Here is a 26,255-nt window from a genome sequence, read left to right as displayed (position 1 = left end):
ATGCGAACTGCCAATCTTACTAACGCGGGTATACAACATGCTCACCTTTTATTAAGGCGTAATATTAATAGGAGGTTTTTGCGCAAAGTAAGCTTTAACAGGCTTGCTAGTGTGGCAATGTGTAGGTGTAAAGAAAACGACGCAATCTTATTTTTAGCTTACCGTAACGAATCGACCCGTAACGCACTAGCAAAGTAAATCCTAAGTTTAATACAGCGCTTTCGTTTTAGTAATGTATGACTTGAATGCGCCTGCTGTACTACAAGAGTCCGTTAGAACGGCGTGCAGACAGCAGGCGAGCTTTTATCACCCTACTAAAGGGTCATAAATGGCTCATCTTCCTGGCCTGTAAACGTGTACACATTGTAAGGGCTTTCTTGTGGCCCCGGCATACCCGGTGTGCCAATGGGCATACCCGCCAAACCGATACCGTCAATATCGGGTTGTTCCTCAAACAGCGCCTGCACGGCTTCCATTGGAACGTGGCCTTCGATCCAATACTCGCCCATCTCAATGGTATGGCATGAACCCAGGCCATAGGGCACGCCTGCCTGCTGCTTAATATCACCCAGCTCTACATCGTCAATAATCGTCACTTCTACGCCGAGCTCTTCAAGATGGCGTGCATAAGCGTCACAGCAGCCGCACTGGGGGTTTTGGTAAAGCGTGGCTTCATCCGGCAATGCGGCCTGAGCCGAGGCGGCTCCTAGGGCCAAAACACTAGATAAAACCGTAGCGGTAAATCGCTTCATGAGCGGTCTCCTTGAGGTGCGTGGCTAAACAAGTACTTGACTAACGAGGCGATACCCAGCCCTATCAACAGTAAAAAAGTGAGCGGCATTAACCAACCAAACCAACTCATGGAGCTCATAAAAGCAAAACAATCTGCGTTCATCATGGTTAGTCTCCTAACAAGTCAGTAAGTAATAACGCTGTAAGCATACAACCTTGGGGTTACCCTAAGGTCAAGCCTTGCAACCTTGCGGACAACGAAAGGTTGCTACAGATCATATTTTGCCCGCTGGGTTCAGGCTCGTTTCAGGTTAACACCGTATAAAAAACGGGTGACAATCACCCCTGAGGGAAATAACCATGCGCAAAACCACTTTAACAACGTCTTTGTTTGCCCTTTCAGTAAGTCTGGTAACCAGCGCCGCATGGGCTGCGCCCGGCCACGGCGGTGGTGACAATAACCTAACCAAGGCTCAACCGAATCAGTTTTAGCGCCTCCGCGATGAAGTAACAATATCCATTCAACCCTGAAAAACATAAGGATACGGTATGCAAAAGAAGAAGAGTTCGCTCCCTATTATTCACGCTACCTTAGCAACGCTGTTGCTGTCGCTCGCAAGCCCAGTGTTGGCCCATGAAGGGGCCGCAAGCACTTCGCCTAAGGATGGCGTCACCATTCAGGATTCCCCAGCAGAGATTGGCATCGAGTTTGGTGGCATGATGCGCATCACCCAGTTTGAAGTGACAGGCCCAAACGGCCCCGTTCCTCTTGATGGTCAGCCAGGCAGTGAACAGGTCGATCGCTACTTCGTAAAGCCCAGTGACACTCTTTCGGCTGGGGATTACCAGGTGCGCTGGCGTGGCCTATCGGATGACGGGCACATGATGTCCGACGGTTTTAACTTCTCGGTCGAGCCCTGACCCGTGGCCTGGTGGTTCTCCGTAAATAGCCTCGACGTCTGGACCGTCGCGATGATTCTCGTGGCGGCTGGGGTTTACCTTAGTGCCCTAGTCGCGACGGGGGCCGTGTTGTTTCGTCTAGCGTTTCCCCGACTCCCTGATCACGACCGGAGGCGCGTCGCCCGCATGGGCGTCTTTGCTGCCTGGGCGGGGGTCATTCTGATTCTGTTCCAGTGGCCTTTAGAAGCTGGTTACCTTGGGGGCGGCAATATCGCTGCTGCAACCAACCCAATGCTGCTCGGAATCGTGTTTGAGGGTGCGTCCGGGGGCCGGCTAATGCTGGCGGTAGCTGGCTTGCTGCTGGTTCAGGCGATTCAGCTTAATAACTTAGCGCTCTCGAAAACAGCCAACAGCGTGAGCCTAGTAGGCGTTTTATTGGTGATGCTGGCATTCGTGCAGGTGGGGCATACAGTAAACACCCCACGCCTCGTTCTGGCTGGCTTGCTGATCGTTCACCTGATGGCGGCAGCATTTTGGGTGGCCTCGCTTTGGCCGCTGTTCCATTTAGTAGGACGGGGTCACAACCAGGACAATACCGCCCACATTCTGACCCGTTTCGGGAAAATCGCCATGGGCGGAGTCGGCTTGTTGGTACTCGCGGGCGTCACGTTGGCCACGCTACTAACGGGCGGTCTCACGCCACTGCTCACCACGGCATATGGACAGTTCTTGATCGGCAAGGTATTGATTGTGGCGGCGCTACTGTTATTTGCTGCCGCGAACAAGTGGCGGCTTGTGCCGGCCTTTGAGAGCGGCGACGCAACAGCCCCAGGACGGTTACAGAGAAGTATTGCACTGGAGATGGTGCTGGTCGTGGTTATCCTGCTGATCACGGCGGTGCTGACAAGGGTGACATCACCGAATGGGTGACTAACAGGTCAACCACCTTGTTGAGCCGTTCCAGAGCTCGAAATTAACGGTCTCCTTCTTATGGGCCTTACGCTGAGGTTTAGGCGGAGGTTTAGGCGGAGGTTTAGGCGGAGGTTTAGGCGGAGGCTGCCATAGGCAATTGCACCAACAAGACGAAAAGTCATTGCTGCAGCGTTGACTCTAATCAGGGGGGCAGGATCCATCATCATGTTAGAAATGCTTTTGGGTAGCAGGCCATATTTTTACGTTAGGTTCAGACTCGTTTCAGGCTAACACCGTATAAATAAGCAGTGACAACAACCCTTTTGAGGTAAATGACCATGCGCAACACCATTTTAACAACTCCTTTGCTTGCTCTTTCACTAAGCCTAGTAACAAGTGCGGCATGGGCTTCGCCCGGCCAAGGCAGTGGTGACAATGGCCTAACCGAGGCTGACGTTGACCGCACGATCAGCCTTGAGGCTGGCGATATGTGGTTCGACCCTGAAGAGCTAGAACTGGCGGCTGGGGAGGTGGTTAAATTTGAAATCACCAACACCGGCAATTTAGAGCATGAATTTGTGATTGGTAGCAAAGAAGCCCAAGAAGAACATCGCCAGATGATGCTAAACATGGCCAATGGCGGAGGCCATGACATGTCAAATATGGCACACGGTGAAGGCCACGATATGTCCAATATGTCAAACGGCGATGGTCACGATATGGCCAGCATGGACATGGCAGGTGTCACCATTGCGCCTGGTGAAACCGGGACTTTATTATGGAGTGTCCCTGACAATGTTAACGAGCTAGAGTATGCCTGTAACATTCCTGGTCATTATGAATCCGGCATGTACGGCAATTTTTCTCTCTAATCTGACGTATATCCATGAAACTGTTGCTACTTGAAGATGATGACTTGCTAGCGGAAAGCTTGGCAGAGAGTCTCAAAGACAACGGTTACCTGGTTGATTTGGCCGCTTCCTTGAAAGCGGCCAAGTCGCTGATGGCAACCGAGCATTATGAACTGGCGATCTTAGATGTCGGTTTGCCCGACGGCTCAGGGCTGGATCTGCTCGCCCAGTGGCGCAGGCAAAAACGCGACACGCCTATTTTGATCCTGACGGCCCGCGATACCTGGGAAGATAAAGTTATCGGACTTGAAACCGGAGCCGATGACTATCTCACCAAGCCTTTCCACGAAGCCGAACTTATGGCTCGCCTGAAGGCCTTGCTACGCAGGCAGTCTGGTCAGTTATCTCAAGTGATCACGCTTAACGGCATTTCGTTGGATGAAGCGGGTCAACGAGTGTGCTTAGAAGGTGAAACGTGGCGTTCGCTCACAGCGACCGAGTTTCGGTTACTGCGCTACTTAATGCTGCATCCTGATCGCATTCACTCGAAAGAGCAGCTACTAGAGCAGCTCTATGCATTGGATCAGGATGCCGCCGCGCCTAACTTGGTGGAAGTCTACATCGCTCGTCTGCGCCGTTATCTCGGTAAATCAGTCATTCAAACGCGACGTGGTCAGGGGTATTTCTTTGCTTCACATTGATAGACGCAGTTTACGCATTCGGCTACTCGCATGGTTAGGCGGCGTCGCGCTACTGGTGGTGGTCACCACGTGGCTATTGCACGGGATCTTTTTACAGAGCCTGGCAAGGGATTTTTTAGGTGAACGCTTACAACGTGAAGCAAACCACGCGGTCGCGCAGCTAGAGCTAGAGCAAGACCAAACGGCTGTACCGACTGCGCTCGACTCGGTTAGCCAAGGCTATCAAGTCTTTCATCATCTCTACGTACTCCGTTTCAATGGCTTAGTCAGCGCTTCTGACCCGCAATGGCAGCAACAGCTGGCTCCGTTGCTAGATGAGAGCGGCGATGCCCTAATAGATGTGAATCGCGGAACACAGCACATGCTCGTCTATCGCCGCCATTTTGAGTGGCAGGGCACGCAGGGTGTGCTATTGGTGGGCGAGGATTTTTCCCAAGTAGAAGCAGGGCTTGCAACTTTGCACTGGTGGGTTGGTGGGATCGCCGCCGTGCTTTTAGGGATGCTCATCATGCTCAACATGCTAGCGGTTAACCGTGGACTCATACCACTCTGGCAACTGCGCCAACAACTTGAAGCATTGCGATCAGGCAAACGTGATCGCTTGTCATTAGTAGCCCCTTCGGAGCTAGATGAATTAGTCGACCAGTTGAACTGGTTCATGGACGACATTGATCTTCGTCTGAAGCGCTCGCGAGAATCGGTCGCCAACCTATCACACGCATTAAAAACCCCGCTGGCAGCAATTACCCAAGTACTGCGCGGCAATCGGCCCATTGATGAAAACCGACGGCATAAACTGCTCAGTCGTATTGAAGATATTAACGCTCAGTTAGCTGCAGAGCTGCGTCGTTCGCGTATTGCAGGGCCTAACGCGGGTCGAATGGCGAACGTCACGCGAGATAGTTCACGGCTCATCGAGATGTTCCGTAGTCTTTACCCTGAGCGCATTTTCAACCTTACCCACTCGGCACACGAGAAAGACCAAGTGCCTATTGAGGCTCACGACTTTTCTGAAATATTAGGCATCGTGCTCGATAACGCTGGCAAATGGTCGAATAGGTGCATTAATTGCGATATTGCCGTCTCCACTACCACACTCACGCTCACCACTGATGATGACGGTTTCGGCGTTGCAGAAGAAGATCTTTCGCGCTTGGGAGAGCGTGGCACACGATTGGATGAACGCCGTCCCGGCTACGGCTTAGGCCTGTCGATTCTTGCGCAGTTAATTGCCCGCTACTCAGGGCACTCGCGCTTTGAGCGTAGTCCACTGGGTGGACTGCGCGTTACGGTTACGTTGCCTCTTGCAGTTGAAGTGATTAATTAATCACTATTCAGCTTTGATTCAGCTTCTTCCATCAAGATGGTGCCATTCATCATTGATGGGAGTTACACATGGCACGCTCAAGTATCATTTCTCACCCTCTTTCTCGTCGGCAAGTGTTAAAAGGAGGCGCTGCCTTAGGCTTAGGTTCTGCTGCGGCAATGGGGTTAACTCCCGCCTGGGCAAACCCCTGGGGCCGTACCAACGTCTATGCTCAGGGCGTTGAAGAAGGGCCCGAGGTATCGCTGACGATCCGCCGTGAATCGTTGCCTATTGACGGACAAGAAGCCCAACCAATTACCATTAACGGTACCAGTCCTGCCCCGCTGATTCGTTTGAAAGAAGGTCAAGACGCAGTACTGCGTGTCACCAACCTGCTGGACGAGCCCACCTCCATCCACTGGCATGGTCTCATTCTACCGCCGGAAATGGATGGTGTGCCTGGCGTTAGCTTTGCAGGTATCGCCCCTGGTGAAACCTTTACCTACCGTTTTCCCGTCCGTCAGAACGGTACCTACTGGTACCACAGCCACTCCGGCTTGCAGGAACAGCTCGGCCACGCCGGGCCGTTGATAATTGACGCCGCCGAGCGCGAACCCATCCGCTATGACCGTGAGCATGTGCTACTGCTCACCGACTGGACCTTTGAAGACCCCATGTCGGTATTTCGTAATCTGAAAACCATGGAAGGCTATTACAACTTCCAAGAGCGCACGATTGCTGATTTTTTCGCCGATGTTCGCGAAAAGGGTTTCTCACAAACTGCCGAGATGCGCGGTATGTGGGCCAAAATGCGCATGAGTTCTCGGGATATTGCCGATGTGACCGGCAGTACTTATACCTACCTGCTTAACGGTCACTCCCCCCAAGAAAACTGGAATGCGCTGTTCAAGGCTGGTGAGCGGGTGCGGCTACGCGTGATTAACGGGTCGGCGATGTCATACTTTGATGTACGTATACCTGGTTTGAAGATGACCGTCGTTGCTGCCGATGGCCAGCCAGTGCAACCCGTGCCTGTTGATGAGTTCCGTATTGGCGTGGCGGAAACGTACGATGTGCTTGTTTCACCAGAAGATGATCGAGCCTATACCATCTTCGCCGAAGCCATGGATCGGAGTGGCTACGCTCGCGCCACGCTAGCCCCGCGTGAAGGCATGCAGGCGGAGATTCCCAAGCGCCGCCAAATTGCCGACCGCGGCATGGAAGCCATGGGTGCCCACGGTATGGGCGGTATGGATCACTCTAACATGGCGGGGATGGATCACTCTGGCATGTCCAACATGTCGGGGATGGATCACTCTGGCATGTCCAACATGTCGGGGATGGATCACTCTGGCATGTCCAACATGTCGGGGATGGATCACTCTGGCATGTCCAACATGTCGGGGATGGATCATTCCAGCATGGCTGGGATGGATCACTCCGGTATGTCCAACATGCAAGGCATGGATCACTCTACTATGGGAGGCATGGCAGCCGAGCAGGCCAAAATAGGCGCAAACGGTTTGCTTCTCGCTGGTGAAGCCCAGCCCGGCTCTCGCTACGACCAGGCGGGCATCGGCATCGACCCCGACGAACGACGCATATTAGTCTACCGGGATCTCAAAGCGATCACACCATGGCCTGATCGCCGTGAGCCAGGCCGTGAGCTTGAGCTGCACCTGACCGGCAATATGGAGCGTTATATATGGTCGTTCGACGGTAAGAAGTTTAGCGAAGTGACGGGCCCTATTCATTTTGTGAAAGACGAGCGGCTGCGCCTAATTCTGATTAACGACACCATGATGGAGCATCCTATCCACCTCCACGGCATGTGGATGGAGCTGGAAAACGGCCAAGGGGAATTGATACCACGCAAACACACCCTAAATGTGAAGCCCGGTGAGCGCGTATCTGCGTTGATCACCGCAGATGCAGAGGGCAGTTGGGCGTTCCACTGCCACCTTCTCTATCACATGGATGCCGGCATGTTCCGCGTTGTTCAGGTTTCTTAAGGAGGCAGTATGAAAACCAAGCACTACTTAACCCTCGCCAGCGCCGCCCTCGGCATGGCCGCCGCCACGACTGCTCAAGCCGAAGACGGCTATGACGCCCCGGCCGGCTGGCCGTCACCGGTCGTGGAGCACCCGATGACCACGGTACGGGTCGATCGCTTGGAATATGCTTCGCCCGACAAGGGGGGGGATGCCTTGGTCTGGGATTTCCAGGCCTGGTATGGCGGTGATTTCAATCGCCTATACGTGGAAGGCGAAGGCCAAAACGTCCAGGGCGATGGCGAAGATGCAGAATTCGAGTCCCTCAACCTGCTTTATAGTCGTTTGATTGCCGACTTCTGGGAACTTCAGGGCGGCATCGGTTATCAGGGCGGTATCGCTACGAATGACTATCCCGAACGCTATTTCGGCGTCATCAGCCTATTGGGGCTCGCCCCCTATCGCTTCGAGACCGATCTCGACTTGATGATAAGCGATGAAGGCGATATCTCCGCCAGCCTGGAAAGCGAGTACGATCTGCGCCTGACGCAGCGGCTCTACCTACAGCCGCGTACCGAAATTGCCGTAGCTGCCAGCGAAGTTAAGGAGTTTGGTGTGGGTAAGGGCCTTAACTCAGTGCGTGTCGGCATGCGCCTGGGCTACGAAGTGACCAGACGCTTTGCGCCTTACGTGGGCGCTTACTGGGAAAAAGAGTATGGCGATACCGCTGACCTTTCTCGTGCTGGCGGGAATAATACCGAAGATACCGGCGTGGTGGCAGGCGTCAGGTTAATATTTTAAATCGTTAAGCACTCTATAACTTGCGCCACCGAAAGGTGGCGTTTTTTTTTGCTAATAAACCACTAAATTCAGCTTCAATTCATACTCTAAGGTTATTGTTAAATTGTAAATAACCAGCGGAGTAAACCACCATGAAAATTAAAGCAATTGTTTTTAGTGCAGTAGTAGCAAGTATCCTCTCTACACCTGTATTAGCGAGCTTAGGCAATACAACACAGAATCTTCCCTTACTAGAAAGAGGCGTATCTTCTACACAGATGCTTGCCCAGGGGCATCCTAAGCGTTTCAATATTAACATTGAACAAGCGACTACACTGAAAGTAGTGAGTGAGCACTTTCCAGGATTTACCAGCACTGGCAACCGCATTTCAGCTGTTCTTTATAATGAGGCGGGACAGAAGGTAGCAGAAGCTTCCAGCCCACGGGGGCACTTCGAACTTGTTCGTCAGCTGCAACCGGGTAATTATCAGCTTGAGGTAACAGGAAGATCAAGTGGAGGCAGTGATGATAACCGTTATTATGAACTACATGTCGCCTATTGATATCCTTTAGTCTTGACATGAATTAAGAAGGTCAGCCATGAGCTGACCTTTTTTATGAAAAACTAGTATCTCGGCAAACAAATTCAGCTTTAATTCAGGAATTTTCGCTAACGAGCTATGGTGATTTCTGGTGTATGGAAGCAGGCTGAAGGGGTGGCGTATCCTGTTGGTTGATCACCGCCAAGATCACAACCAACAGAGGAATGATACGCCATGTCCAAGTCTAACCTGCACGCTCTTTCACAACCAGAGGTGGCCACCACCGACCCATTGCACGAGCTGATCCGTCAGGGTGCCCGTGACCTGATTGCCAAGGCGGTCGAGTCGGAGCTTCAGGGCTTGCTGAACCAGTATGCCGATGTTTCAACACCTGATGGGCGCCAAGCTGTGGTGCGCAACGGACACCTACCCAAGCGCACAATCCAGACAGGCGTTGGGGATGTTGACGTTCAGGTGCCCAAGGTCAGAGACCGCAGCGGCTCCGGCATTCGCTTTAACAGCCAGCTCCTGCCGCCGTACTTGAAGCGGGCTCGGAGTCTGGATGAGCTCATCCCTTGGCTCTACCTGCGAGGGGTCTCCTCTGGCGACTTTCAGGAGGCTCTGAACGCCTTGGTCGGTGAGCAGGCCAAGGGGTTGTCCGCCAATACGGTGACCCGGCTCAAGGCCCAGTGACTGAAGGAGCACGAGGAGTGGTGTCACCGTGACCTGGGCCAGAAGCGCTACGTTTACTGGTGGGCGGACGGTGTCTACAGCAATGTCCGCCTGGATGACCGGCTCTGCCTGCTGGTGATCATTGGGGTCACTGAGCACGGCCACAAGGAGCTGGTGGCTGTTGAAGATGGCCACCGGGAGTCTGAAGCCAGCTGGCGTGAGCTGCTCACTGGCTTGCGGGAACGTGGCCTGGATCATGCGCCCAAGCTGGCCGTAGGCGACGGGGCTCTGGGCTTCTGGAAAGCGCTGAGCAAGGTGTTTCCGGAAACCCGGCACCAGCGGTGCTGGGTGCACAAGACCGCTAACGTACTGGACAAGCTGCCCAAGTCAGTACAACCGAAAGTGAAGTCAGCCTTGCACGAGATCTATCTGGCGGAGACCCGTGACAGCGCACACAAGGCCTTTGACAGCACGTTGAAGCGGTTTCAGGACAAGTACCCGAAGGCCATGGAAAACCTTGAGAAGGACCGGGACGAGCTGTTGGCCTTCTACGATTTCCCGGCCATTCACTGGATTCACTTGCGGACCACCAATCCGATTGAATCCACCTTCGCCACCGTGCGGTTAAGAACCAAGCAGAGCCGATCCTGCGGCTCTCGCGACACCACCTTATCGATGGTGTTCAAATTACTCCAATCCGCCCAAAAACGCTGGAAGCGGATCAAGGGGTTCGACCAACTGAAGCTGGTCGTGGACAACGTCCAGTTTCGGGATGGAGAGCAGGTGGATGATCAAACTGGCAGAGACGCCGCCTGATGGTCATACACCAGATTTGACAATAACTCTTCGCTAACTTTATAGTGCCGCAATCGGCGTAATAACAAGACAATTCATAAAGAGGTGTCATCATGTGGAATAACAAGAAGATTCCCTTGGTCAGCATGACGGTTATGGCCTTGGCAATCGGCTCGACGTATGTTTCGGCCCTGGAAACCCAAGTGGGAGAGACCACCGTGGGGCTTTATGGCTACGCCAGGCTGAACATGGCTTATAACTTCGATCGGGATGCCGGATCGGCTAACGAAGGTTATTTTGCTGAAGTCGCTGGATCGGAAGATGAGGGGGATGTTGGGGATCAGTTTCAGATATCCGCCACCCAGAGCCGCATTGGCTTTCGGACCAGTACGCCTGTCGAGGGGAGCACGCTAGACACCGTTATCGAAGGGGACTTCTGGTCCTACAACGATGATAATACGCGCTTCAGACTACGGCATGCCTATGGGTCCTGGAATGGCATCCTTGCCGGGCAGACCTGGTCGAATTACAACACCTTCGTCGCCGCCACGCCCACACTGGATTTCTTTAGCACGGCGGGAAGCTATGGTGGCTATGGTACGCGCCTTGCCCAGTTGCGCTACACCATTGGAGGATTCTCGATAGCTGCGGAAGATCCAAAAGCACAGCTGGCGGAGAACATCGATGGTTCCTTACCTGAAGACGCCTCCTTGCCAGATAATGACGATGCCGTATCATCGATGCCCGCGTTGAGCCTGCGCTATGAAGATAGTATGGGTGACTTTTCCTACTCAATCGCCGGCATCGCCCGGCAGCTGAAGTACGATACCGGAAGCGAAAAGGATACGGAAATGGGCTATGGGGCCTTCGCCGCAGGTGCCTACCATGCCGGACCGGTGACCTTGAGAGCGATCGTGAACGCCAGCGAGGGGGCGAACAGTTACCTCTATCTGTCTGGCGATTACTTCAACGGTGCCGATGCCTACGTCGATACCAACGGTAAGCTGCAAACGCTATCTGGCGATGGCGGAGCCCTTGGTCTTTCTTATCAAATATCACCACAGTATTCACTGAACGCGTCCCATGGCTATACCGATGTCGAATTGAGCGACCCTACCGTAGGTGGGAATGCAGGTAGAAAGAACAAGAATACATTTCTTAATCTGATGTGGACTCCCAACGAACGCTTGATGTACGGAATTGAGTACGGCTATTTCGAAACGGAGTTGGCCGATGGCCGTGAAGAAGATGCGAGCCGTGTGATGGTGGCTGCCCAGTATAGTTTCTAGGGTGAGTTAGTAGCATAGCAGAGAAGCTGTTTTGATCGATTGCTTGGGCGTATGCCCAAGCTTTTTTATGGTTCCTCGTCACTTCATGTGGGGCCTGATCGAACAGGCGACCCACAATACCACTGTCACTAAACTGAATAAGAAAGATCAGTCGCGTCGGGAACACTTCCCGGCGGGTGACCTTCTTATTGTTCTGGTGCTCAGCCTGAGCAAACGAGATCTGTTTCATCGAGAACTCTGGCGGGTAGTGGAAAACTGTATTTTGCCCTGCCGGTGGCACTTAGGCAGCAACGGTCGTATTTATGCAGTGTTTCCTTAAAAGAGGCTCGCAGTAGGCTTGCTTCTACTAGAGTTTATTTCAAAATAATTACCTCAATAATTTGAAAGCCTGAGTTAAAGCAAATGAATTTCTCCATAGAAGTTCACGTCGAGCCGGAGCGCTTGCCCCGGCTGGTTTGAAGCTTAGCTGGCCATTGCGGCACATTCTTCAGCGCAGCGATGACAAGCTTGAGCACACTCTTGACAATGGGTTGCATCATGTTTTGCACACTCATCACCACACTTTTTACAAATGTCGGCACATAGACGGCAGATCTCGTGCGCAAACTCGCTTTCTTGTGCCATGAATGAAGCGGCTAACCGGCAAATTTGAGCACATTGCATTTTAAGGCGAATACATTCCGCCATCATTTTTACGTCGTCTTCTTTTAGGCACTCAGTTGCACACTTGTCACAATACGCTGCACATACGTGACAAGCTTCAATGCAATTCTCATATTTTCCAAAATCCATCTCGATTCTCCATTTATTAAATCAGATTTTATTCACCATAGCTCTTGCTTGGCATAATAAAGCTAGAACAACCTAAAAGAAAAATCAAGGAAAGGTAATCAGGTAACTACTCACGAAATATAAAGATAAACCAGGTAGCTGTGCGTTACTTGCCATGATTTTTATTATTCAGCTAGGATTCAGGAAGGCCTACTATAATAAATGTTTTTTTCAAAAAATACTGCAACATTCGCTGCGCCTGGAAGTTAGCTCGCCACGAAGCCCCTAATTAAAGTAAGTAGGTGAGAAAACTAAATTAATAATGAGAGGAATCAAGTTCTAAGCTTTATAAAAATAATCTCCTTTTAGGAGACTAGCTCAGCCTAATAAGCTTCCTAAGGAGTCAGTATGAAAATTAATCTCTACTTCTCTGACGGCCTGGCTACCCCAGGGTCGCCAGGGAGGGAAAAAGGTCGACCATGATACTGGAAAGCCGCGTCATGGTACCCGAGACGATGGCGATGCCCATCAGGATCACAACCGTGCCCGCCACGGGGCGAGCATAGGCGCTCCACCTTCCTAGGCTTTGCCGATGCAGAGCGAATCGGTTAATCAGTAAAGTGCTGGCAAGAAAAGGTAGCGCCAGTCCTGCCGAGTAGGCACTGAGATATATCATTCCAGCCTGGGCACTAGCAGCATTGGACGTGGCCATCAAGATGGCGCCCAGGATGGGGCCGATACAGGGCGTCCAGCCGATGGCAAAAGATACCCCGAACACAGTAGCCGAAAGCGGAGAGCCACCCTGGACATTGGGGGTGAACTGAAAGGTACGCTGGAAAAGCGGCAATCGGAACACGCCGGTCATGAAGAGGCCCAGCACGATCACCGCCGAGCCGGCAACCCAGTTGAATTCTTGGCGATACCCTCGCATCAGTTGTCCGATACTACTGGCGCCGAGCCCGAGTAGGATGAACACGATGCTGAAGCCGAAGACGAAGAAGGCACTGAGGGTCAATGCCTCTAACCGCCTGTCGGCTTTACCGGCACTACCGCCTGTGACCACCGACAGGTAGGCCGGTAACAGGGGCAGCGTGCAGGGCGAGAAGAAGGAGACCAATCCGCCGATAAAGGCGCCGACCAAGCCGATGGAAGAGAGAGATTCCAATGTGTTATCGCAACTTAAGTTATGGAGACGGCCAACAAGGGTATTGATACCAATCCCATGGTGCTACCTCCTATCATATCCATTTTAACGCCGTAAGAATTTTAAGGCTTACAGCTGCTTTAAGGTCAACCTTTATTGACAAATTATTTGTCTCCTATCGAATTGCAAATATTACACATCAAGCTTGACCTTAAAGTTGACTTCAAAGTTATGGTGGCTACTCAATGAATGACATGAGGACATTTCCATGGCGCTACAACTGGGCGAGACAGCACCAAACTTCACGATCGAATCCACGCAAGGCACGGTCAACTTTCACCAATGGCTTGACGACAGCTGGGCGGTGCTGTTCTCGCACCCCGCTGATTTTACGCCAGTATGCACCACAGAACTGGGCGCGTTTGCCAAGCGAAAGAACGAATTCACCCAGCGGGGTGCCAAACTGGTTGGGGTTTCGGTGGATCCCCTCAGCTCTCACCACGACTGGGCGGGGGATATTGAACAGACTCAGGGCACGGCCCTGAACTACCCCTTGCTGGCTGACGAAGATCAGGTGGTAGCGAAGCTTTATGGAATGATCCATCCCAAAGCCGACCCCAAACTGACGGTGCGTACGGTCTTCATCATCGATTCTGACAAGAAAATTCGTCTCACTTTGACGTATCCACCCAGCACAGGACGTAATGTCGACGAGATACTGCGGGTTCTCGATTCGCTTCAGCTAACTGACAAGCACAAAGTGGCCACCCCCGTTGACTGGCAAAATGGTGACGATGTCATCATCTCGCCATCGCTATCGAATGATGACGCTAGGCAACACTTTCCCGAAGGCTGGAACACCAAGACGCCCTACCTTAGGGTCGTGCGCCAACCGGAGCAATAGGAGCCCCGACCGGTAGATTCGTTGAGTCAGGCTGCCAGAAGCTTGGATTAATAATGTCGTGAGGTAACGCTATGCAAACACTAAGTATCGGCGAGCTTGCCGAACGAAGCGGGGTCGCTAGCCAGGCGATTCGATTCTACGAAAAAGAGAAACTTATGCCTCCTCCGAGGAGGACCGATGCCAACTATCGGCGTTACCCACTGGAAGCTGTGGATCGGTTGCAGTTTATCGTCCATGCCAAGCAGTGGGGCTTCACGCTACAAGAGATTCGGGAGCTGTTAATGCTTCAGGATGCTAATGGCGACCGGGCGCAAGCTAAACGCATCGCCAGCGAGAAGCTGCACAAGGTGCGAGAGCAGATCAAACACCTCACGCGGATTGAAGCCGTATTATCGAAAACATTGAGTGAGTGTGCAGGCGAAGGGCCTATGCAGGAAGGCTGCCCGATTGTTGAAGCTATCGCTGAGCAGACTGAATGATCGGGCATTTTCTCGATAGCGAACATGGGAATCAAGTTTGCCTACCGGGTCGTCGATAAATTAACAGGGAGATCGTCATTATGGCGCAATACGTCGATATCGAGATTCGTGGTATGTCCTGTGCTTCCTGTGTTGGGCGTGTGGAGCGCGCACTCAGCCAGCAGCCAGGCGTGATCAACGCTCAAGTGAACCTCGCCGCACAGAAGGCGGCTATCCAGGTCGAAGCAGGTACCGCGACCACTAGCCTACTCGACGCCATTGAAACGGCGGGCTATCAGCCGGTGGTGGAAAGTCTCGACATTCCCATCACCGGCATGAGTTGCGGATCGTGTGTCTCTCGGATAGAGCGAACGCTAACGAAGCTGCCCGGCATGGTGGAAGTAAGTGTTAACCTCGCCACCCAAAAAGCCTTCGTTCGTTTCCTGCCGGGAGCCGTTTCGTTACCGCGTATTCAGCATGCCATCCGCGAAGCAGGCTATGAACCGCAGGATACCGATACGCCGCCACCAACGGACAGCGAGGACCGGGAGAGAGCCGAGCTTCGCCGCCGAGTCGTGCTCGCGGCAATATTTACGATTCCGGTGGTTATCATCGCCATGGGGAAAATGATTCCCGCCCTTGACACGCTTTTGACGAGTCTAATGCCGCATCGCGGCTGGATGGGCGTCGAGTGGTTATTGGCCACACCGGTGCAGTTCTATGCTGGTGCACGCTTCTATCGCGTCGGCTTCGCCGAACTCCGGCATTTTAATCCGGGCATGAACAGCCTCGTTATGATCGGATCGAGCGCTGCCTATTTCTATTCGGTCGCCGCCCTGCTGGTGCCCGGACTCTTTCCCGTCGGAACCGCCGTGAGCTATTTCGAAGCGGCGGCGGTGATCGTGACGTTAATTCTGCTCGGTCGCTATTTTGAACACATTGCCAAGGGCCGCACCTCCGAAGCTATCAAGAAGCTTCTGCAATTACAGGCGAAAACTGCCCGCGTCATCCGTGAGGATGAAACCGTCGAGCTGCCTATCGACGCCGTCGTCACGGGCGATCGTATTTTGGTTCGCCCAGGGGAGCGTGTTCCAGTAGATGGCATCGTTGAGGAGGGTCACTCCTACGTTGATGAGTCGATGATCAGCGGTGAGCCAGTGCCGGTCGTCAAACAGAGGGATTCCGAAGTCGTCGGTGGCACTATCAACAAGAACGGTGCACTTACCTTTCGGGCCACGCGAGTCGGTGCCGACACCGTGCTGTCGCAGATCGTCAAAATGGTGGAAACGGCCCAGGCGGAGAAGCCCCCCATCCAGCAGTTGGCCGACAAGGTTGCTGGTGTATTTGTTCCCGTAGTCATCGCTATCGCCACGATTACCTTTGCACTCTGGTTCGCTTTCGGACCGGCGCCGTCCTTGTCCTTTGCCTTTGTCACTACCGTTAGCGTGCTGCTAATTGCCTGCCCATGTGCGATGGGCCTGGCCACCCCAACGGCCATCATGGTCAGTACCGGGAAAGGGGCCGAGATGGGAGTGCTATTTCGCAAAGGGGCGGCGCTCGAGACGCTGGCCAAGATGAATACGGTGGTGCTGGACAAGACCGGCACTTTGACCCAGGGGCGCCCCGAACTGACCGACTTCGAAGCAATTAACGGTCATGAAAACGACGTGCTGCGACTGGTCGCGGCAGTGGAAGCTCAAAGCGAGCACCCCATCGCCGAAGCTATTGTACAGGGCGCCAAGGCCCGTGGGCTGGAATTACCCTCGGTCAGTCGCTTTAGTGCCGAGCCAGGCTACGGCATTGAAGCCGAGGTCGACGGCCACTTGGTACATGTGGGAGCTGATCGTTACATGCATCGGCTGGAAATCGAGCTCGGCCAGGCAGAAACACGCGCCAAGGTGTTTGCCGAGAACGCCAAGAGCCCGCTCTATGCCGCGGTAGACGGTCAGCTTGCTGCAGTCATCGCGGTGGCGGATCCCCTCAAGGAGGGCTCTGCCGACGCTATCGCAGCACTCAAAGCGCAAGGGCTGGAAGTGGCCATGCTCACCGGCGATAACCGTGCCACTGCCGATGCTATCGCCCGACAGGTTGGCATCCAGCAGGTTCTCGCTGAGGTGCTGCCCGACCAGAAAGCGGCAGAGATCCGGCGTCTCCAGGCGGAGGGCAAGCGTGTCGCTTTTGTGGGGGACGGGATCAACGATGCACCCGCTTTGGCCCAGGCCGACGTGGGCATTGCGATCGGCACTGGCACCGATATTGCCATCGAGTCCGGCGATGTGGTGCTGATGAGTGGCGATTTGCGAGGCATCGTCAATGCCACGGCGCTCTCCAAGCGTACCCACCGGACCATTATCGGCAATTTCGTTTGGGCCTATGGCTACAACGTAGCGTTGATCCCCGTGGCGGCGGGCGTGCTCTATCCGTTCATCGGCGTATTGCTCAGCCCCATGCTGGCGGCGGCTGCCATGAGTGTTTCCAGTGTCTTTGTACTGACTAACTCGTTGCGGCTACGCCGTTTCACGCCAGATCCCGGCAATGCCACACCACGTCCAAACGAGGCTGTTCATCGCGCCTAAACCAAACACCGTAGTGTTAAAGAGGAATTCAAAATGATGGGAAGTGATAGTTGCATGTGGGGTATGGCGGGGATGGGCCTAATAGCGATCTTGTTGATTATTGCACTGGGGCTTGGTGTTGCTGCGCTTATCAAGTACCTGTTTTTTTAATAAGAAGCACTAAAACCAGCCAGTAAATGTGATCGACCTAATCCCTTGGAAAAACAGTAATTGATAAAGAGAGCATTCATGAGGCATATCCTACATTCTACTTATTACCTAGCCGCTGCAGGTCTGTTAGGTCTTATTACGTTGCCTGCGTTGGCGCAGGAAGCAGGAACCGATGCCAATGAGAGTCATCAGGCCGGCATTGCCGCTAATACTGAGTCTCCCTTGCCCAAGACGATTACCGTGTTGGTGGATCAAGGGTTCACATTCCATGGCATCTTCGAAGCGCCTGACGACCTCCAAGGCTATGCCTTGTCTTATGATAATGAGCCTATGGCGGCTTATATTTCTTCCTCTTCCGACTATGCCGTCATTGGTACGTTAATCGACCCCCAGGGCAATGCCGTCATGGAAAGCCAGCTTCAGGCTCTGGTGCTGGAACCCATGCGGGAAGCTACCTGGAGTGCGTTTGAAAACACACGTTTTATCTCGGAGGGGAATGATGATGCATCGCATATTGTTTACACACTAACAGACCCCAACTGCCCCTACTGCAACGCACTCTGGAAGAATTCACGTCCGCTAATCGAGCAAGGCGTGCTACAGCTTCGCCACGTGCTGGTCGGCGTGCTATCAGAGGACAGCCTTCGCAAAGCTGCTGCAATCCTTGAATTCCACGATCCGGTTAGCGCTCTCGAAACTCATGAATTGGAATTTCGCAATGGCGGCATAAGGCCGGTGGAGCCGTCGGAGGAGAGCCAAGCGCTGCTCAGAAAGCATGCCCAGATCATGCGCGAGGCCGGTGCTACAGGGACGCCGACCAGCTACTACCGTGATGAAGCCGGGAAAGTACAGCGTATCAATGGTGCAGTGTCGACCGACCAGCTTCGCGAAATATTGGGTGTTGAATGATACTCCATCACGGTACAGGGCTGAGATGACATGTCTCCCTGCTCCCCACAACTGAGATGGACATGGCAACCAAGCTTAGTGTAAAGCAAAAGCTCTTTTTGGGGCTCTCTCTACTGATGGGCTTGGCGTCCCTCTATTGGATCCTGATGGAGACCGGCGCCTTGTCGGTCTTGACCGATAAGCAGGCCTTGCGTGAATGGGTTGATGGGTTGGGCGTCTGGGGGCCATTGGCCATCATCTTTATGATGATTACGGCCATTGTCATGAGCCCGATCCCCAGTGGTCCGATTGCCATGGTGGCCGGTGCGATCTACGGCCCAGTTTGGGGAACGGCCTATGTCGTTATCGGTGCCGAAGCCGGCGCTCTGCTCGCTTTCTGCATTGCTCGTTTGTTCGGCTATGAGGTAATGCAACGCTGGTCGCGTACGCGTCCCATCCTTAACTGGCTGGGGAAGGAACGCTCTCAAACCGGCTTGATGCTCATCGTTTTTGCATCCCGATTGGTGCCCTTCATTTCGTTTGATGCCATCAGCTACGCGGCAGGTATTACACCCCTGTCCTTCTGGCGCTTTTTGATCGCCACATTGGCCGGCGTAATCCCCACGGCGTATCTGATCGTCAAGTTCGGCGAAGTGCTAATTACCGCCGACTCCCGTGGTCTCACGATCGCGCTGGTCCTCATCAGTGGCATCACATTGCTGCCGCTGCTGGCGAAACGCCTATGGGCTCGGAAGCCATGACCGATGCAACCTAGTGCTCCAAATCAACTTCCGTAAGCACTAACAATGCTCAGCAGGCACTTACCCGCTACTACCTGTGAGACGTATACGTGAAATCTCGGACATTGCTATTTTTACCCCTATTGGGCTTTTTTGGTTTGAGCTTTTTCTTTTATCAGGGCTTATCAATGGATCCTAGCGCCAGAGATTCCCCCTTGTTAGCTCAGCCGTTTCCGGCCTTCAACCTGACGACGCTGGAAGACCCCTCAAGGGTCGTTGATGAATCTCTTTTTAAAGATAAGGTGACATTGGTCAATGTTTGGGGAGAGTGGTGCCCCACTTGCAAGCATGAAATGCCGCAGTTATTGGACTTAGCCGCGCGAGGCGTCCGCTTGGTTGGCATCAACTACAAGGATACCCAGGCAAAGGGACTCGAGTTTCTTGACGAGTTTGGGAATCCTTTTGAAGTCAATATTTTTGATCCAGAGGGTAACCTAGGTTTTGAGCTAGGTGTTTATGGCGCACCCGAAAGCTATCTGGTCGATACCGAGGGCACTATTCGTTACAAACATACAGGTTACATAACTTCTGAAGATGTTGAGCGAGTCATCCAGGAAGTCGAGAAGTGGAAACGATAAAACGGCTCTTAAGACGCAATAATTTTTGTTGATGACTCCAACAGTAACGATTGATTAAGGAAGATATATGCTGCAATACCCTCAAATCGACCCGATCGCCATCGCCATAGGCCCTCTTCAGATTCACTGGTATGGCTTAATGTATGTAATCGGGCTAGTGGCCGCTTGGTGGTTGGGTCGGCGTCGCGCCCACCGACTCGGCCTAAGCCACGATGATATAGGCGACCTGATCTTCTACGCCGCCATCGGCATCATCGTTGGCGGCCGCCTTGGCTATGCACTGTTTTACGGGCTCGAACAACTGCAAGCCAACCCCCTTTGGTTACTAAAAATCTGGGAAGGAGGCATGAGCTTTCATGGCGGCCTTGCCGGTGTGTTAGTGGCTGCCTGGCTGTTTGCTCGCAAACATCAACTGGCTTTTATTCAACTGACCGACTTCATTGCTCCGTTAGTCCCCATCGGCCTGGGAGCGGGTCGCCTCGGGAACTTCATCAATCACGAGTTACCGGGGAGAGTTAGTGATGTACCTTGGGCAATGGTGTTTCCATCCATGATGGGGCTGGGCTCTGAGCCACGGCATCCTTCGGCTCTCTACGAGTTTGCCCTTGAAGGTGTCGTGTTGTTTGCCGTGCTGTGGTGGCTATCGCGCCGACCACGTCAGCGGGGCCTCATCTCTGGGCTGTTCCTGCTTCTGTATGGAGCCTTCCGTTTCATCGTAGAGTTCGTGCGCCTCCCCGACCCTCAGTTGGGATTCATCGCTTTTGGCTGGTTAACCATGGGGCAGCTACTGACACTACCAATGATCGTCGCGGGCTTTGCTCTGGTCGCTTGGTCCAGAGGTCAGCCAATGGATAAGCCAAAGGCGGCGTTAAACTCATGAAACAAGTCTTCGCTTTTCTAACGGTGGCACTCTTTATAGTCACCCCGGTAGCGGCACGTGAAGAGATGTTTGAGGTTGGTGACAAAAGTTCCCCCTTTAACCGTTCGCCCCAACGTGACTTTCTACCGGCTAAAGAAGCCTTCCGAACCACCACCTGGCGAGACGATGATCGAGTTTATATCGGCTTCACCGCCGCCGAAAATTACTACCTTCACCGGCATCAGTTCGCGATTGAGAGTCTCTCTCAAGATATCAATTTCGGTGAGTTGGCTTTGCCGCCTGGCGAGCCAATGTCGCACGCGTCTTTAGGGAACATTAACGTTTTCTACGATCAGGTGTTGGTGAGTGCGCCCATCGAGGCGAGCGACACCGTTACCGGGCCGCTGGCCATCATGGTGACCTTTCAGGGCTGTTCCGACCAAGGACTCTGCTATCCACCCGAACAGGTCGAACTCGTATCACCGTACGGTTCGCCTCCGGCGGCCTTCACCATCAGCCCCTCCCGTGATACGGCGGGTAGCTCCAAAGGTGCCCCTTAAATGAATCCCGCCGACATGAGCCTGCCGCCGCTGGCGGCGGCCTTCGTCTTCGGCTTGCTGGGAGGCGCGCACTGTATCGGCATGTGTGGCGGCATCATGAGTGCCCTGACCTTTGCTGTGCCCCCCAGCATGCGACAGCCGAGGCGTTTAGCAGGTCTGTTGCTCGGCTATAATTTAGGTGTATCAGCAGCTACATGATCGCTGGTGCCTTGGTGGCCCTGCTCGGTTCCGTGCTCAACCATGCACTGGACAGCTTCGCCCTGGTGTTGCGTATCCTGGCGGCGGTCATGTTGATACTAATGGCACTGTATATCGCCAACTGGTGGAAGGGCTTGCTACGTATCGAGGCACTGGGGCGCGTCCTGTGGCGCCGCATCGAACCAATAGGCCGTCGCTTGATGCCTGTTGTAAAAGTACCCCAAGCATTCGCACTTGGCTCGCTATGGGGCTGGATGCCCTGTGGGCTAATCTATTCGATGCTGGCCTGGAGTCTTGCTGTAGCCGAGCCATTGCGTGCCGCCGCGATGATGGGGGCCTTTGGGCTCGGCACCTTGCCTGCCGTCCTAGCGACCGGAGTGGCAGCGCGCCGTGTCTCAATATGGATACGTAGCCCCGCGACTCGTACGCTGGCAGCACTGCTGATTATTACGTTTGCTGTCTGGCAACTCTGGCATCTGCAGTCCATGATAGGGATGGAGGATACGCACAGTGCCATGACTTCGCCGCATCACTAATGATCACTTCGCGAATCATTAGCCTCGAAAACTAATTTACCTGTCCCAAGCGATTCGATGAGCTCCTTCAGGCTGAAACTTTCAGTCATCTTGTCTTGATTCATATTATCTATCCAGCGCGCTATCACCTGGAACTCTTGAGCCCGCAAGTAAAGACGTCCCCTTTGAGTGGCGAGTGGTACTGGTTCAATAAACTCTGCAGTGCCTTGATCCGCCCAAGATAATATTTGCTTGATCTCTGGAAGACTAACACCCAGCGAACGCAGGCAATCGATAAAACGTAGGCGCCCCAAGGACTCTGCATCGTAGAGTTGATAACCGTTGCGCGGGTCGCGGTGCGGTTGCAACAACCCTTCCCTTGTATAGTGACGTACCGTTTCTGCCGTTACCCCTCCCGTCTGAGCCAGCTCTGAGACTCGCATTGGCTTACCCTCATTTGTTTACTCGTAGCCAGCTTACAACCGCCAGGCTGCCCAAAGGTCAAGTCTTCAGCTGAGCGCTCATGACAAACATTTAGGTTGTATAACGAAATTTAAAATGAGGCCTTGACCTTAAAGTCTTCTTTAAGGATATCTTAAAAAAGCACTCCTGCCACAGGATAAAAACCGTAATCAAGTCCTACCAGCGCGTTTGGCAGAGTGACTCACATACAGAGGAGAGTGTCATGCGTAAACGTAATACTGCGATCCTGTTTACCGCCATTGTTGCTGCCAGTAGCTTCGGAGCTAGCTCGCTTCTTGCCCAAGAAGAGAATCAGCAGAAGCCGATGGAGGGCAATGACATGCATAGCAATATGATGCAAGCAGGGGGTATGCACGACATGATGGGCGATATGAAGTCCATGATGGAAAAATGTAACGCCATGATGGAAAACATGCAGCATGAGAACGACGACGCTTAAAGCGGCTCGGATAGGTTGCTTGTACGCAAGCAACCTTTTCACTTATGCGGGTAGCGTCGCTTAGACCTTCCTCACTGTTATCTCACCGGACACTCAACATATGAAACATTGGAAAGCGCTAGCCGTTACGTCTTTACTGGCTTTTCCCGTATCGGGATTGGCGGCTGATATATCAGCGACCCTCTACAAAAATCCCAATTGCGGGTGTTGTGCCGAATATGCCAAGTATTTGGAACAAAACGGCTTCGACGTGGAGACGGTCGACACCCATGATCTAGTGGAAATGAAAGCCGAGTATAACGTCCCTGAAGAACTGCATGGCTGCCATACCACGGTCGTAGAAGACTATCTCTTCGAAGGGCATGTGCCTGTTGAGAGCGTGACCCAAGTGCTTGATGCAAAGCCCTCTATCATAGGGCTGAGTGTGCCGGGAATGCCGCTTGGTTCACCGGGCATGTCGGGAGAAAAACGCGGCCCGCTGGAGGTCTATGTCATAGCCTCGCAACCGACCGATAGCCCCGACATTTACGCGACTCACTAAGGGGTAGTGTGGCGATGAAACTACCCATCCTGGCAGGATATCTCGTAGCCGTATTTCTGATGACGGCCACCTCCCTTGCCATGGCCGCCCCGTCAGAAAGCTCAGGGCCACAAGGGTTTCTTCTCTGGGCCACCCCCAACGACGTGGCACAAATCAGTTTCGAGGATAGTGGCGGTACCCCTTTAACACTGGCTGACTTTGAAGGGAAACTGATTCTACTCAACATCTGGGCAACATGGTGTGGGCCTTGCCGAGAGGAAATGCCCACTTTAGATGCCCTGCAAGCTGAGCTTGGCAGCGATGACTTTGAAGTGGTCGCCTTATCGATCGACCGTAAGGGGGTCGAGATTGTTAATGAATTTTATCAAGAGATAGGCATTGAACATCTGGCTCCCTATATAGATAAAACCGGGATGGCCAGTGCAGATCTTGGGGCCGTAGGTATTCCCACGACGCTGCTACTTGACCGCCAAGGCAAAGAAATTGGGCGCCTCGTGGGGGAAGCCGAGTGGAACACTCAAGACATGATCGACTTTCTTGCCGAAATGATTGCAACCAGATAATGAGGTAGCACCATGAGTTGTTGTGACGACAAAACCCAACAGAACAAACAAAAATCGGGGCTACAAGGCCTGTTGACAGGGCCACGCGGCCTGATGTTGCTGGGTGGCGTGGCAGTGGCTGGCGGCCTTGCTTTTGGCTGGGATAACCTGGTTTTGCTGGGCATCGCGCCTATACTATTGAGCCTATTGCCATGTCTCATTATGTGCGGATTAGGCCTATGCATGATGAAGTGCAAAGACAAAAAAGGTGAAGCGACCGAGCAAAGCGACGCTAACAATGTTCAGGCTCGGGTAGAAGACGCTTCAGAAGTGAATGCTGGCACAGCGTCCACCACTCGCCAAATAGTAGATCAAAACGAGTCAATCAAGCATTCCTCATCAAATTTCCAAGCCTAGCCATGGGTAAAGGGTAATGCTTGAAGTAGCCAATATAGGACTGGTCACTGCCTTTCTGGCAGGCCTGATCTCGTTCATTTCACCCTGTGTTTTGCCACTTGTGCCTGGCTATCTTTCTTTCATGACCGGCCGCTCGCTCGGACAATTACAGAAGGCGGATAGACGAGAGCGACTCCGGGTGTTAACCCAGTCGATATGGTTCGTGCTCGGTTTTTCAACCGTTTTTTTGTTGCTGGGAGCCAGCTCCACCGCCATTGGTCGTCTGCTATTGGTGTATCGCCAAGAAGCAAACCTAGTCGGTGGCCTTATCGTTATACTGTTTGGTGCCTTCATGACCGGGCTCATGCCATGGCGCTGGTTTCATCAAGAATGGCGGTTTATGGGTCGACTGAAGGACGTCGGCGGAAGCCGCAGTGCGGCTTATCTGCTTGGTTTAGCGTTTGCATTTGGCTGGACCCCCTGCATTGGCCCGATTCTGGGTGCCATTCTTACCGTCAGCGCTTCCACGGCCAACGCCTGGAGCGGCATGGCGTTGCTCGGCGTTTATTCTTTGGGTCTGGGTGTGCCCTTCATGCTGAGTGCCCTTTCACTTGATCGCTTCATAAAGCACCAGAAATTCCTGCGTCGCTGGGGGCATTTCATACATATAGCGGCTGGGTTGATCATGATCCTGATGGGTAGCTTAATGATCACAGGCAAACTATCCGAGCTGTCATATTGGTTATTGCGTACTTTCCCTGCCCTAGGTGTTATCGGCTAATCGTTATTTAAGGAAATATTGAAATGCACATGATCGTGAGTCGTTTTTTACGTGTCTTCTTACTGACAGGCTTGGCCGCAGTCAGCTTTGGCAGCGCCATTACGGCCTTGGCAACTGAAGAAAGGTTGCTTGCACTGCAATATGACGTAACAGGCAAACGACTGTTTAAAATTGAGGCTAACCAACTATTCCAGCGTGCCGATGAAGGCATGACCTGGAATGCGATTCCCTTGCCCGAAGACGTGAATGAAGGCCAGTTGCGCGCGGTATCGGTCCCCTCCACTGATCCGCAAGCGCTCTATATCGCAGGCCCCTCAATCGGGGTGCAGCGTAGCACCGACAATGGAGAAACCTGGCAAGAGCTTAGCGCTAACCTACCTAGCCGAGAGGTTACTGCGCTAGCTGTACATCGCCGTCAGAACGAAACACTTTATGCGGTAATTGAAGAAGACGGCATCTACCAAAGCGAGGATGCTGGCACCACCTGGAAAAAAATGGACAGTGGTCCTTCACAAAAGATTAACCGACTCGTCCACTCTGACATGGAAGGCAGCATGCAGACCGGCTGGCTCTACGGGGTATCGGACGATGCGGTGCGTCTATCGATGGACTGCTTTTGCGGTTGGAGACCGACCGGAGCACTTGATGCTGGCAGCGTCTATGATGTGGCTTATAGCCTTGGCAACCCAAAGCGAGTCTATGTGGTTACACAGCAAGGACTATGGCGTAGTGAAACGGGTGGTCAAGAGTGGCAACAAGTAGCTGGTGACGGCACAGAGCTCGTTGCACTCACACTCTCCGCCAAAGACACTCTCTATGGTTTAAACCAGAAAGGGGAACTTCTACACAGTGAAGACGAAGGCCAATCCTGGACTTATCCCGATGCGTAAGCACTGTTTTTTCACTGCCTCATGGCTGACGCTAATGGTTGTGGGGCACGCCATGGCTGAGGACCGTCCTTTTTCAAGCGATACTCCTCAGCTGGAAGACGGAAAAAGAGTTTACCGACAATACTGTGCTAGTTGCCACGGTACACAAGGCGAAGGCATGCCCAACTGGGAAGAGCAAAATGCTCTAGCAGCCTGTCGGTCTTTCCGTTGCACCGTGAGATACTGACCACCGTCATCGCCGAGCTGAGAAGATCGCCATGAGCCGCTTCATCCCTGTGGATCGCCAGACCGATTACCTGCTGCCGCCTTCG

Annotated in this window: 30 protein-coding genes and 2 pseudogenes; 27 read left to right on the top strand and 5 right to left on the bottom strand. The window is 53.1% G+C overall.

Features of this window, described 5'->3' with window-relative positions:
- Window positions 1-314 precede the first annotated feature (314 nt).
- Window positions 315-752 (bottom strand): DUF411 domain-containing protein, encoded by a 438-nt coding sequence (locus tag NH344_RS15295; protein ID WP_062363487.1) that lies wholly within the window; start codon window positions 750-752, stop codon window positions 315-317.
- On the bottom strand, window positions 749-898 hold the full coding sequence (locus tag NH344_RS15290; protein WP_167348110.1) for a hypothetical protein: 150 nt from the start codon (window positions 896-898) through the stop codon (window positions 749-751). Before NH344_RS15290 ends, NH344_RS15295 begins: the two co-directional genes overlap by 4 nt.
- A 383-nt stretch (window positions 899-1,281) precedes the next feature.
- Here NH344_RS15290 and NH344_RS15285 point away from each other — a divergent pair, with 383 nt between their 5' ends.
- The 11 genes and pseudogenes from NH344_RS15285 to NH344_RS15235 all read left to right on the top strand — a co-directional run bounded on the left by NH344_RS15285 (window position 1,282) and on the right by NH344_RS15235 (window position 11,790).
- Window positions 1,282-1,653 (top strand): copper resistance CopC family protein, encoded by a 372-nt coding sequence (locus NH344_RS15285; protein WP_137094706.1) that lies wholly within the window; start codon window positions 1,282-1,284, stop codon window positions 1,651-1,653.
- A 3-nt stretch (window positions 1,654-1,656) separates the two neighbouring features.
- Window positions 1,657-2,562, top strand: a complete 906-nt coding sequence (locus tag NH344_RS15280) for a CopD family protein (RefSeq protein ID WP_137094704.1) — start codon at window positions 1,657-1,659, stop codon at window positions 2,560-2,562.
- Between the two features lie 320 nt (window positions 2,563-2,882).
- Window positions 2,883-3,416, top strand: coding sequence for a plastocyanin/azurin family copper-binding protein (locus NH344_RS15275; RefSeq protein ID WP_044630692.1), 534 nt, complete (start codon window positions 2,883-2,885; stop codon window positions 3,414-3,416).
- Window positions 3,417-3,430: 14 nt separating this feature from the next.
- A complete protein-coding gene (locus NH344_RS15270) occupies window positions 3,431-4,096 on the top strand; it encodes a response regulator transcription factor (RefSeq protein ID WP_044630684.1) in 666 nt (221 codons plus the stop codon).
- Window positions 4,083-5,423, top strand: a complete 1,341-nt coding sequence (locus NH344_RS15265) for a sensor histidine kinase (RefSeq protein WP_228219893.1) — start codon at window positions 4,083-4,085, stop codon at window positions 5,421-5,423. Before NH344_RS15270 ends, NH344_RS15265 begins: the two co-directional genes overlap by 14 nt.
- A gap of 68 nt (window positions 5,424-5,491) precedes the next feature.
- A complete protein-coding gene (locus NH344_RS15260; RefSeq protein WP_253028091.1) occupies window positions 5,492-7,414 on the top strand; it encodes a copper resistance system multicopper oxidase in 1,923 nt (640 codons plus the stop codon).
- Between the two features lie 9 nt (window positions 7,415-7,423).
- Entirely contained in the window at window positions 7,424-8,194 is a 771-nt protein-coding gene (locus tag NH344_RS15255) for a copper resistance protein B (protein WP_044630681.1), read from the top strand.
- 131 nt (window positions 8,195-8,325) lie between these two features.
- Entirely contained in the window at window positions 8,326-8,736 is a 411-nt protein-coding gene (locus NH344_RS15250; protein ID WP_137094702.1) for a hypothetical protein, read from the top strand.
- Between the two features lie 213 nt (window positions 8,737-8,949).
- Window positions 8,950-10,203: pseudogene (locus NH344_RS15245) on the top strand (IS256 family transposase).
- A gap of 92 nt (window positions 10,204-10,295) precedes the next feature.
- Window positions 10,296-11,471, top strand: coding sequence for a DcaP family trimeric outer membrane transporter (locus tag NH344_RS15240; RefSeq protein ID WP_062362919.1), 1,176 nt, complete (start codon window positions 10,296-10,298; stop codon window positions 11,469-11,471).
- A gap of 67 nt (window positions 11,472-11,538) precedes the next feature.
- Window positions 11,539-11,790, top strand: a complete 252-nt coding sequence (locus NH344_RS15235) for a hypothetical protein (RefSeq protein WP_253028092.1) — start codon at window positions 11,539-11,541, stop codon at window positions 11,788-11,790.
- 143 nt (window positions 11,791-11,933) lie between these two features.
- On the opposite strand, the gene NH344_RS15230 is transcribed toward NH344_RS15235, so the two are convergent.
- The gene (locus NH344_RS15230; protein ID WP_089675918.1) at window positions 11,934-12,263 is read right to left on the bottom strand and encodes a four-helix bundle copper-binding protein; all 330 of its coding nucleotides are present in this window, start codon (window positions 12,261-12,263) and stop codon (window positions 11,934-11,936) included.
- Between the two features lie 421 nt (window positions 12,264-12,684).
- Window positions 12,685-13,407 carry a cytochrome c biogenesis protein CcdA gene (locus tag NH344_RS15225; RefSeq protein WP_022522193.1) on the bottom strand — a complete coding sequence of 241 codons (723 nt, stop codon included), beginning with the start codon at window positions 13,405-13,407 and terminating at the stop codon, window positions 12,685-12,687.
- Between the two features lie 247 nt (window positions 13,408-13,654).
- Here NH344_RS15225 and NH344_RS15220 point away from each other — a divergent pair, with 247 nt between their 5' ends.
- The 9 genes and pseudogenes from NH344_RS15220 to NH344_RS15180 all read left to right on the top strand — a co-directional run bounded on the left by NH344_RS15220 (window position 13,655) and on the right by NH344_RS15180 (window position 21,893).
- Complete coding sequence (locus NH344_RS15220; protein WP_008958491.1) at window positions 13,655-14,290, top strand: peroxiredoxin; 636 nt, start codon at window positions 13,655-13,657, stop codon at window positions 14,288-14,290.
- Between the two features lie 71 nt (window positions 14,291-14,361).
- Window positions 14,362-14,769 carry a heavy metal-responsive transcriptional regulator gene (locus NH344_RS15215; RefSeq protein ID WP_089675920.1) on the top strand — a complete coding sequence of 136 codons (408 nt, stop codon included), beginning with the start codon at window positions 14,362-14,364 and terminating at the stop codon, window positions 14,767-14,769.
- A gap of 80 nt (window positions 14,770-14,849) precedes the next feature.
- Window positions 14,850-17,324 carry a heavy metal translocating P-type ATPase gene (locus NH344_RS15210; protein WP_172415932.1) on the top strand — a complete coding sequence of 825 codons (2,475 nt, stop codon included), beginning with the start codon at window positions 14,850-14,852 and terminating at the stop codon, window positions 17,322-17,324.
- Window positions 17,325-17,552: 228 nt separating this feature from the next.
- The gene (gene dsbG, locus NH344_RS15205; RefSeq protein ID WP_137094695.1) at window positions 17,553-18,383 is read left to right on the top strand and encodes a thiol:disulfide interchange protein DsbG; all 831 of its coding nucleotides are present in this window, start codon (window positions 17,553-17,555) and stop codon (window positions 18,381-18,383) included.
- Between the two features lie 62 nt (window positions 18,384-18,445).
- On the top strand, window positions 18,446-19,123 hold the full coding sequence (locus tag NH344_RS15200; RefSeq protein WP_044630736.1) for a TVP38/TMEM64 family protein: 678 nt from the start codon (window positions 18,446-18,448) through the stop codon (window positions 19,121-19,123).
- Between the two features lie 89 nt (window positions 19,124-19,212).
- Window positions 19,213-19,740, top strand: a complete 528-nt coding sequence (locus tag NH344_RS15195; RefSeq protein ID WP_035586998.1) for a DsbE family thiol:disulfide interchange protein — start codon at window positions 19,213-19,215, stop codon at window positions 19,738-19,740.
- Between the two features lie 67 nt (window positions 19,741-19,807).
- On the top strand, window positions 19,808-20,620 hold the full coding sequence (lgt, locus tag NH344_RS15190) for a prolipoprotein diacylglyceryl transferase (RefSeq protein WP_054641623.1): 813 nt from the start codon (window positions 19,808-19,810) through the stop codon (window positions 20,618-20,620).
- Window positions 20,617-21,159: a protein-disulfide reductase DsbD N-terminal domain-containing protein gene (locus NH344_RS15185; RefSeq protein ID WP_054645297.1), complete on the top strand. Its 543-nt coding sequence runs from the start codon at window positions 20,617-20,619 to the stop codon at window positions 21,157-21,159. Before lgt ends, NH344_RS15185 begins: the two co-directional genes overlap by 4 nt.
- Window positions 21,160-21,893 (top strand): annotated as a pseudogene (locus NH344_RS15180) (sulfite exporter TauE/SafE family protein).
- Here NH344_RS15180 and NH344_RS15175 read toward each other — a convergent pair.
- Entirely contained in the window at window positions 21,890-22,315 is a 426-nt protein-coding gene (locus tag NH344_RS15175; RefSeq protein ID WP_240718921.1) for a MerR family transcriptional regulator, read from the bottom strand. The pseudogene NH344_RS15180 and the gene NH344_RS15175 sit on opposite strands and share 4 nt — an antisense overlap.
- A gap of 242 nt (window positions 22,316-22,557) precedes the next feature.
- Between NH344_RS15175 and NH344_RS15170 the strand changes: the two genes are divergently transcribed.
- From NH344_RS15170 to NH344_RS15140, 7 genes are all read left to right on the top strand, one after another.
- Window positions 22,558-22,794, top strand: coding sequence for a hypothetical protein (locus tag NH344_RS15170; protein ID WP_044630872.1), 237 nt, complete (start codon window positions 22,558-22,560; stop codon window positions 22,792-22,794).
- A 100-nt stretch (window positions 22,795-22,894) separates the two neighbouring features.
- Window positions 22,895-23,335 (top strand): DUF411 domain-containing protein, encoded by a 441-nt coding sequence (locus NH344_RS15165; protein WP_082051507.1) that lies wholly within the window; start codon window positions 22,895-22,897, stop codon window positions 23,333-23,335.
- Window positions 23,336-23,349: 14 nt separating this feature from the next.
- The gene (locus tag NH344_RS15160; protein WP_253028090.1) at window positions 23,350-23,898 is read left to right on the top strand and encodes a TlpA disulfide reductase family protein; all 549 of its coding nucleotides are present in this window, start codon (window positions 23,350-23,352) and stop codon (window positions 23,896-23,898) included.
- A gap of 12 nt (window positions 23,899-23,910) precedes the next feature.
- Window positions 23,911-24,294 (top strand): hypothetical protein, encoded by a 384-nt coding sequence (locus tag NH344_RS15155; protein ID WP_044630814.1) that lies wholly within the window; start codon window positions 23,911-23,913, stop codon window positions 24,292-24,294.
- Between the two features lie 16 nt (window positions 24,295-24,310).
- Window positions 24,311-25,054, top strand: coding sequence for a cytochrome c biogenesis protein CcdA (locus NH344_RS15150; RefSeq protein WP_044630813.1), 744 nt, complete (start codon window positions 24,311-24,313; stop codon window positions 25,052-25,054).
- Between the two features lie 23 nt (window positions 25,055-25,077).
- Window positions 25,078-25,944 (top strand): YCF48-related protein, encoded by an 867-nt coding sequence (locus NH344_RS15145; protein WP_044630812.1) that lies wholly within the window; start codon window positions 25,078-25,080, stop codon window positions 25,942-25,944.
- Complete coding sequence (locus NH344_RS15140) at window positions 25,937-26,170, top strand: c-type cytochrome (RefSeq protein ID WP_366073159.1); 234 nt, start codon at window positions 25,937-25,939, stop codon at window positions 26,168-26,170. Before NH344_RS15145 ends, NH344_RS15140 begins: the two co-directional genes overlap by 8 nt.
- Window positions 26,171-26,255 lie beyond the last annotated feature (85 nt).

Origin of the sequence: Halomonas sp. Ps84H-12, assembly GCF_024124725.1 — a bacterium.
GTDB classification, from domain to species: Bacteria; Pseudomonadota; Gammaproteobacteria; order Pseudomonadales; family Halomonadaceae; genus Vreelandella; species Vreelandella aquamarina.
The sequence above is the reverse complement of the archived record's forward strand: the minus strand, read 5'-3'. Positions and strand labels throughout refer to the sequence as shown.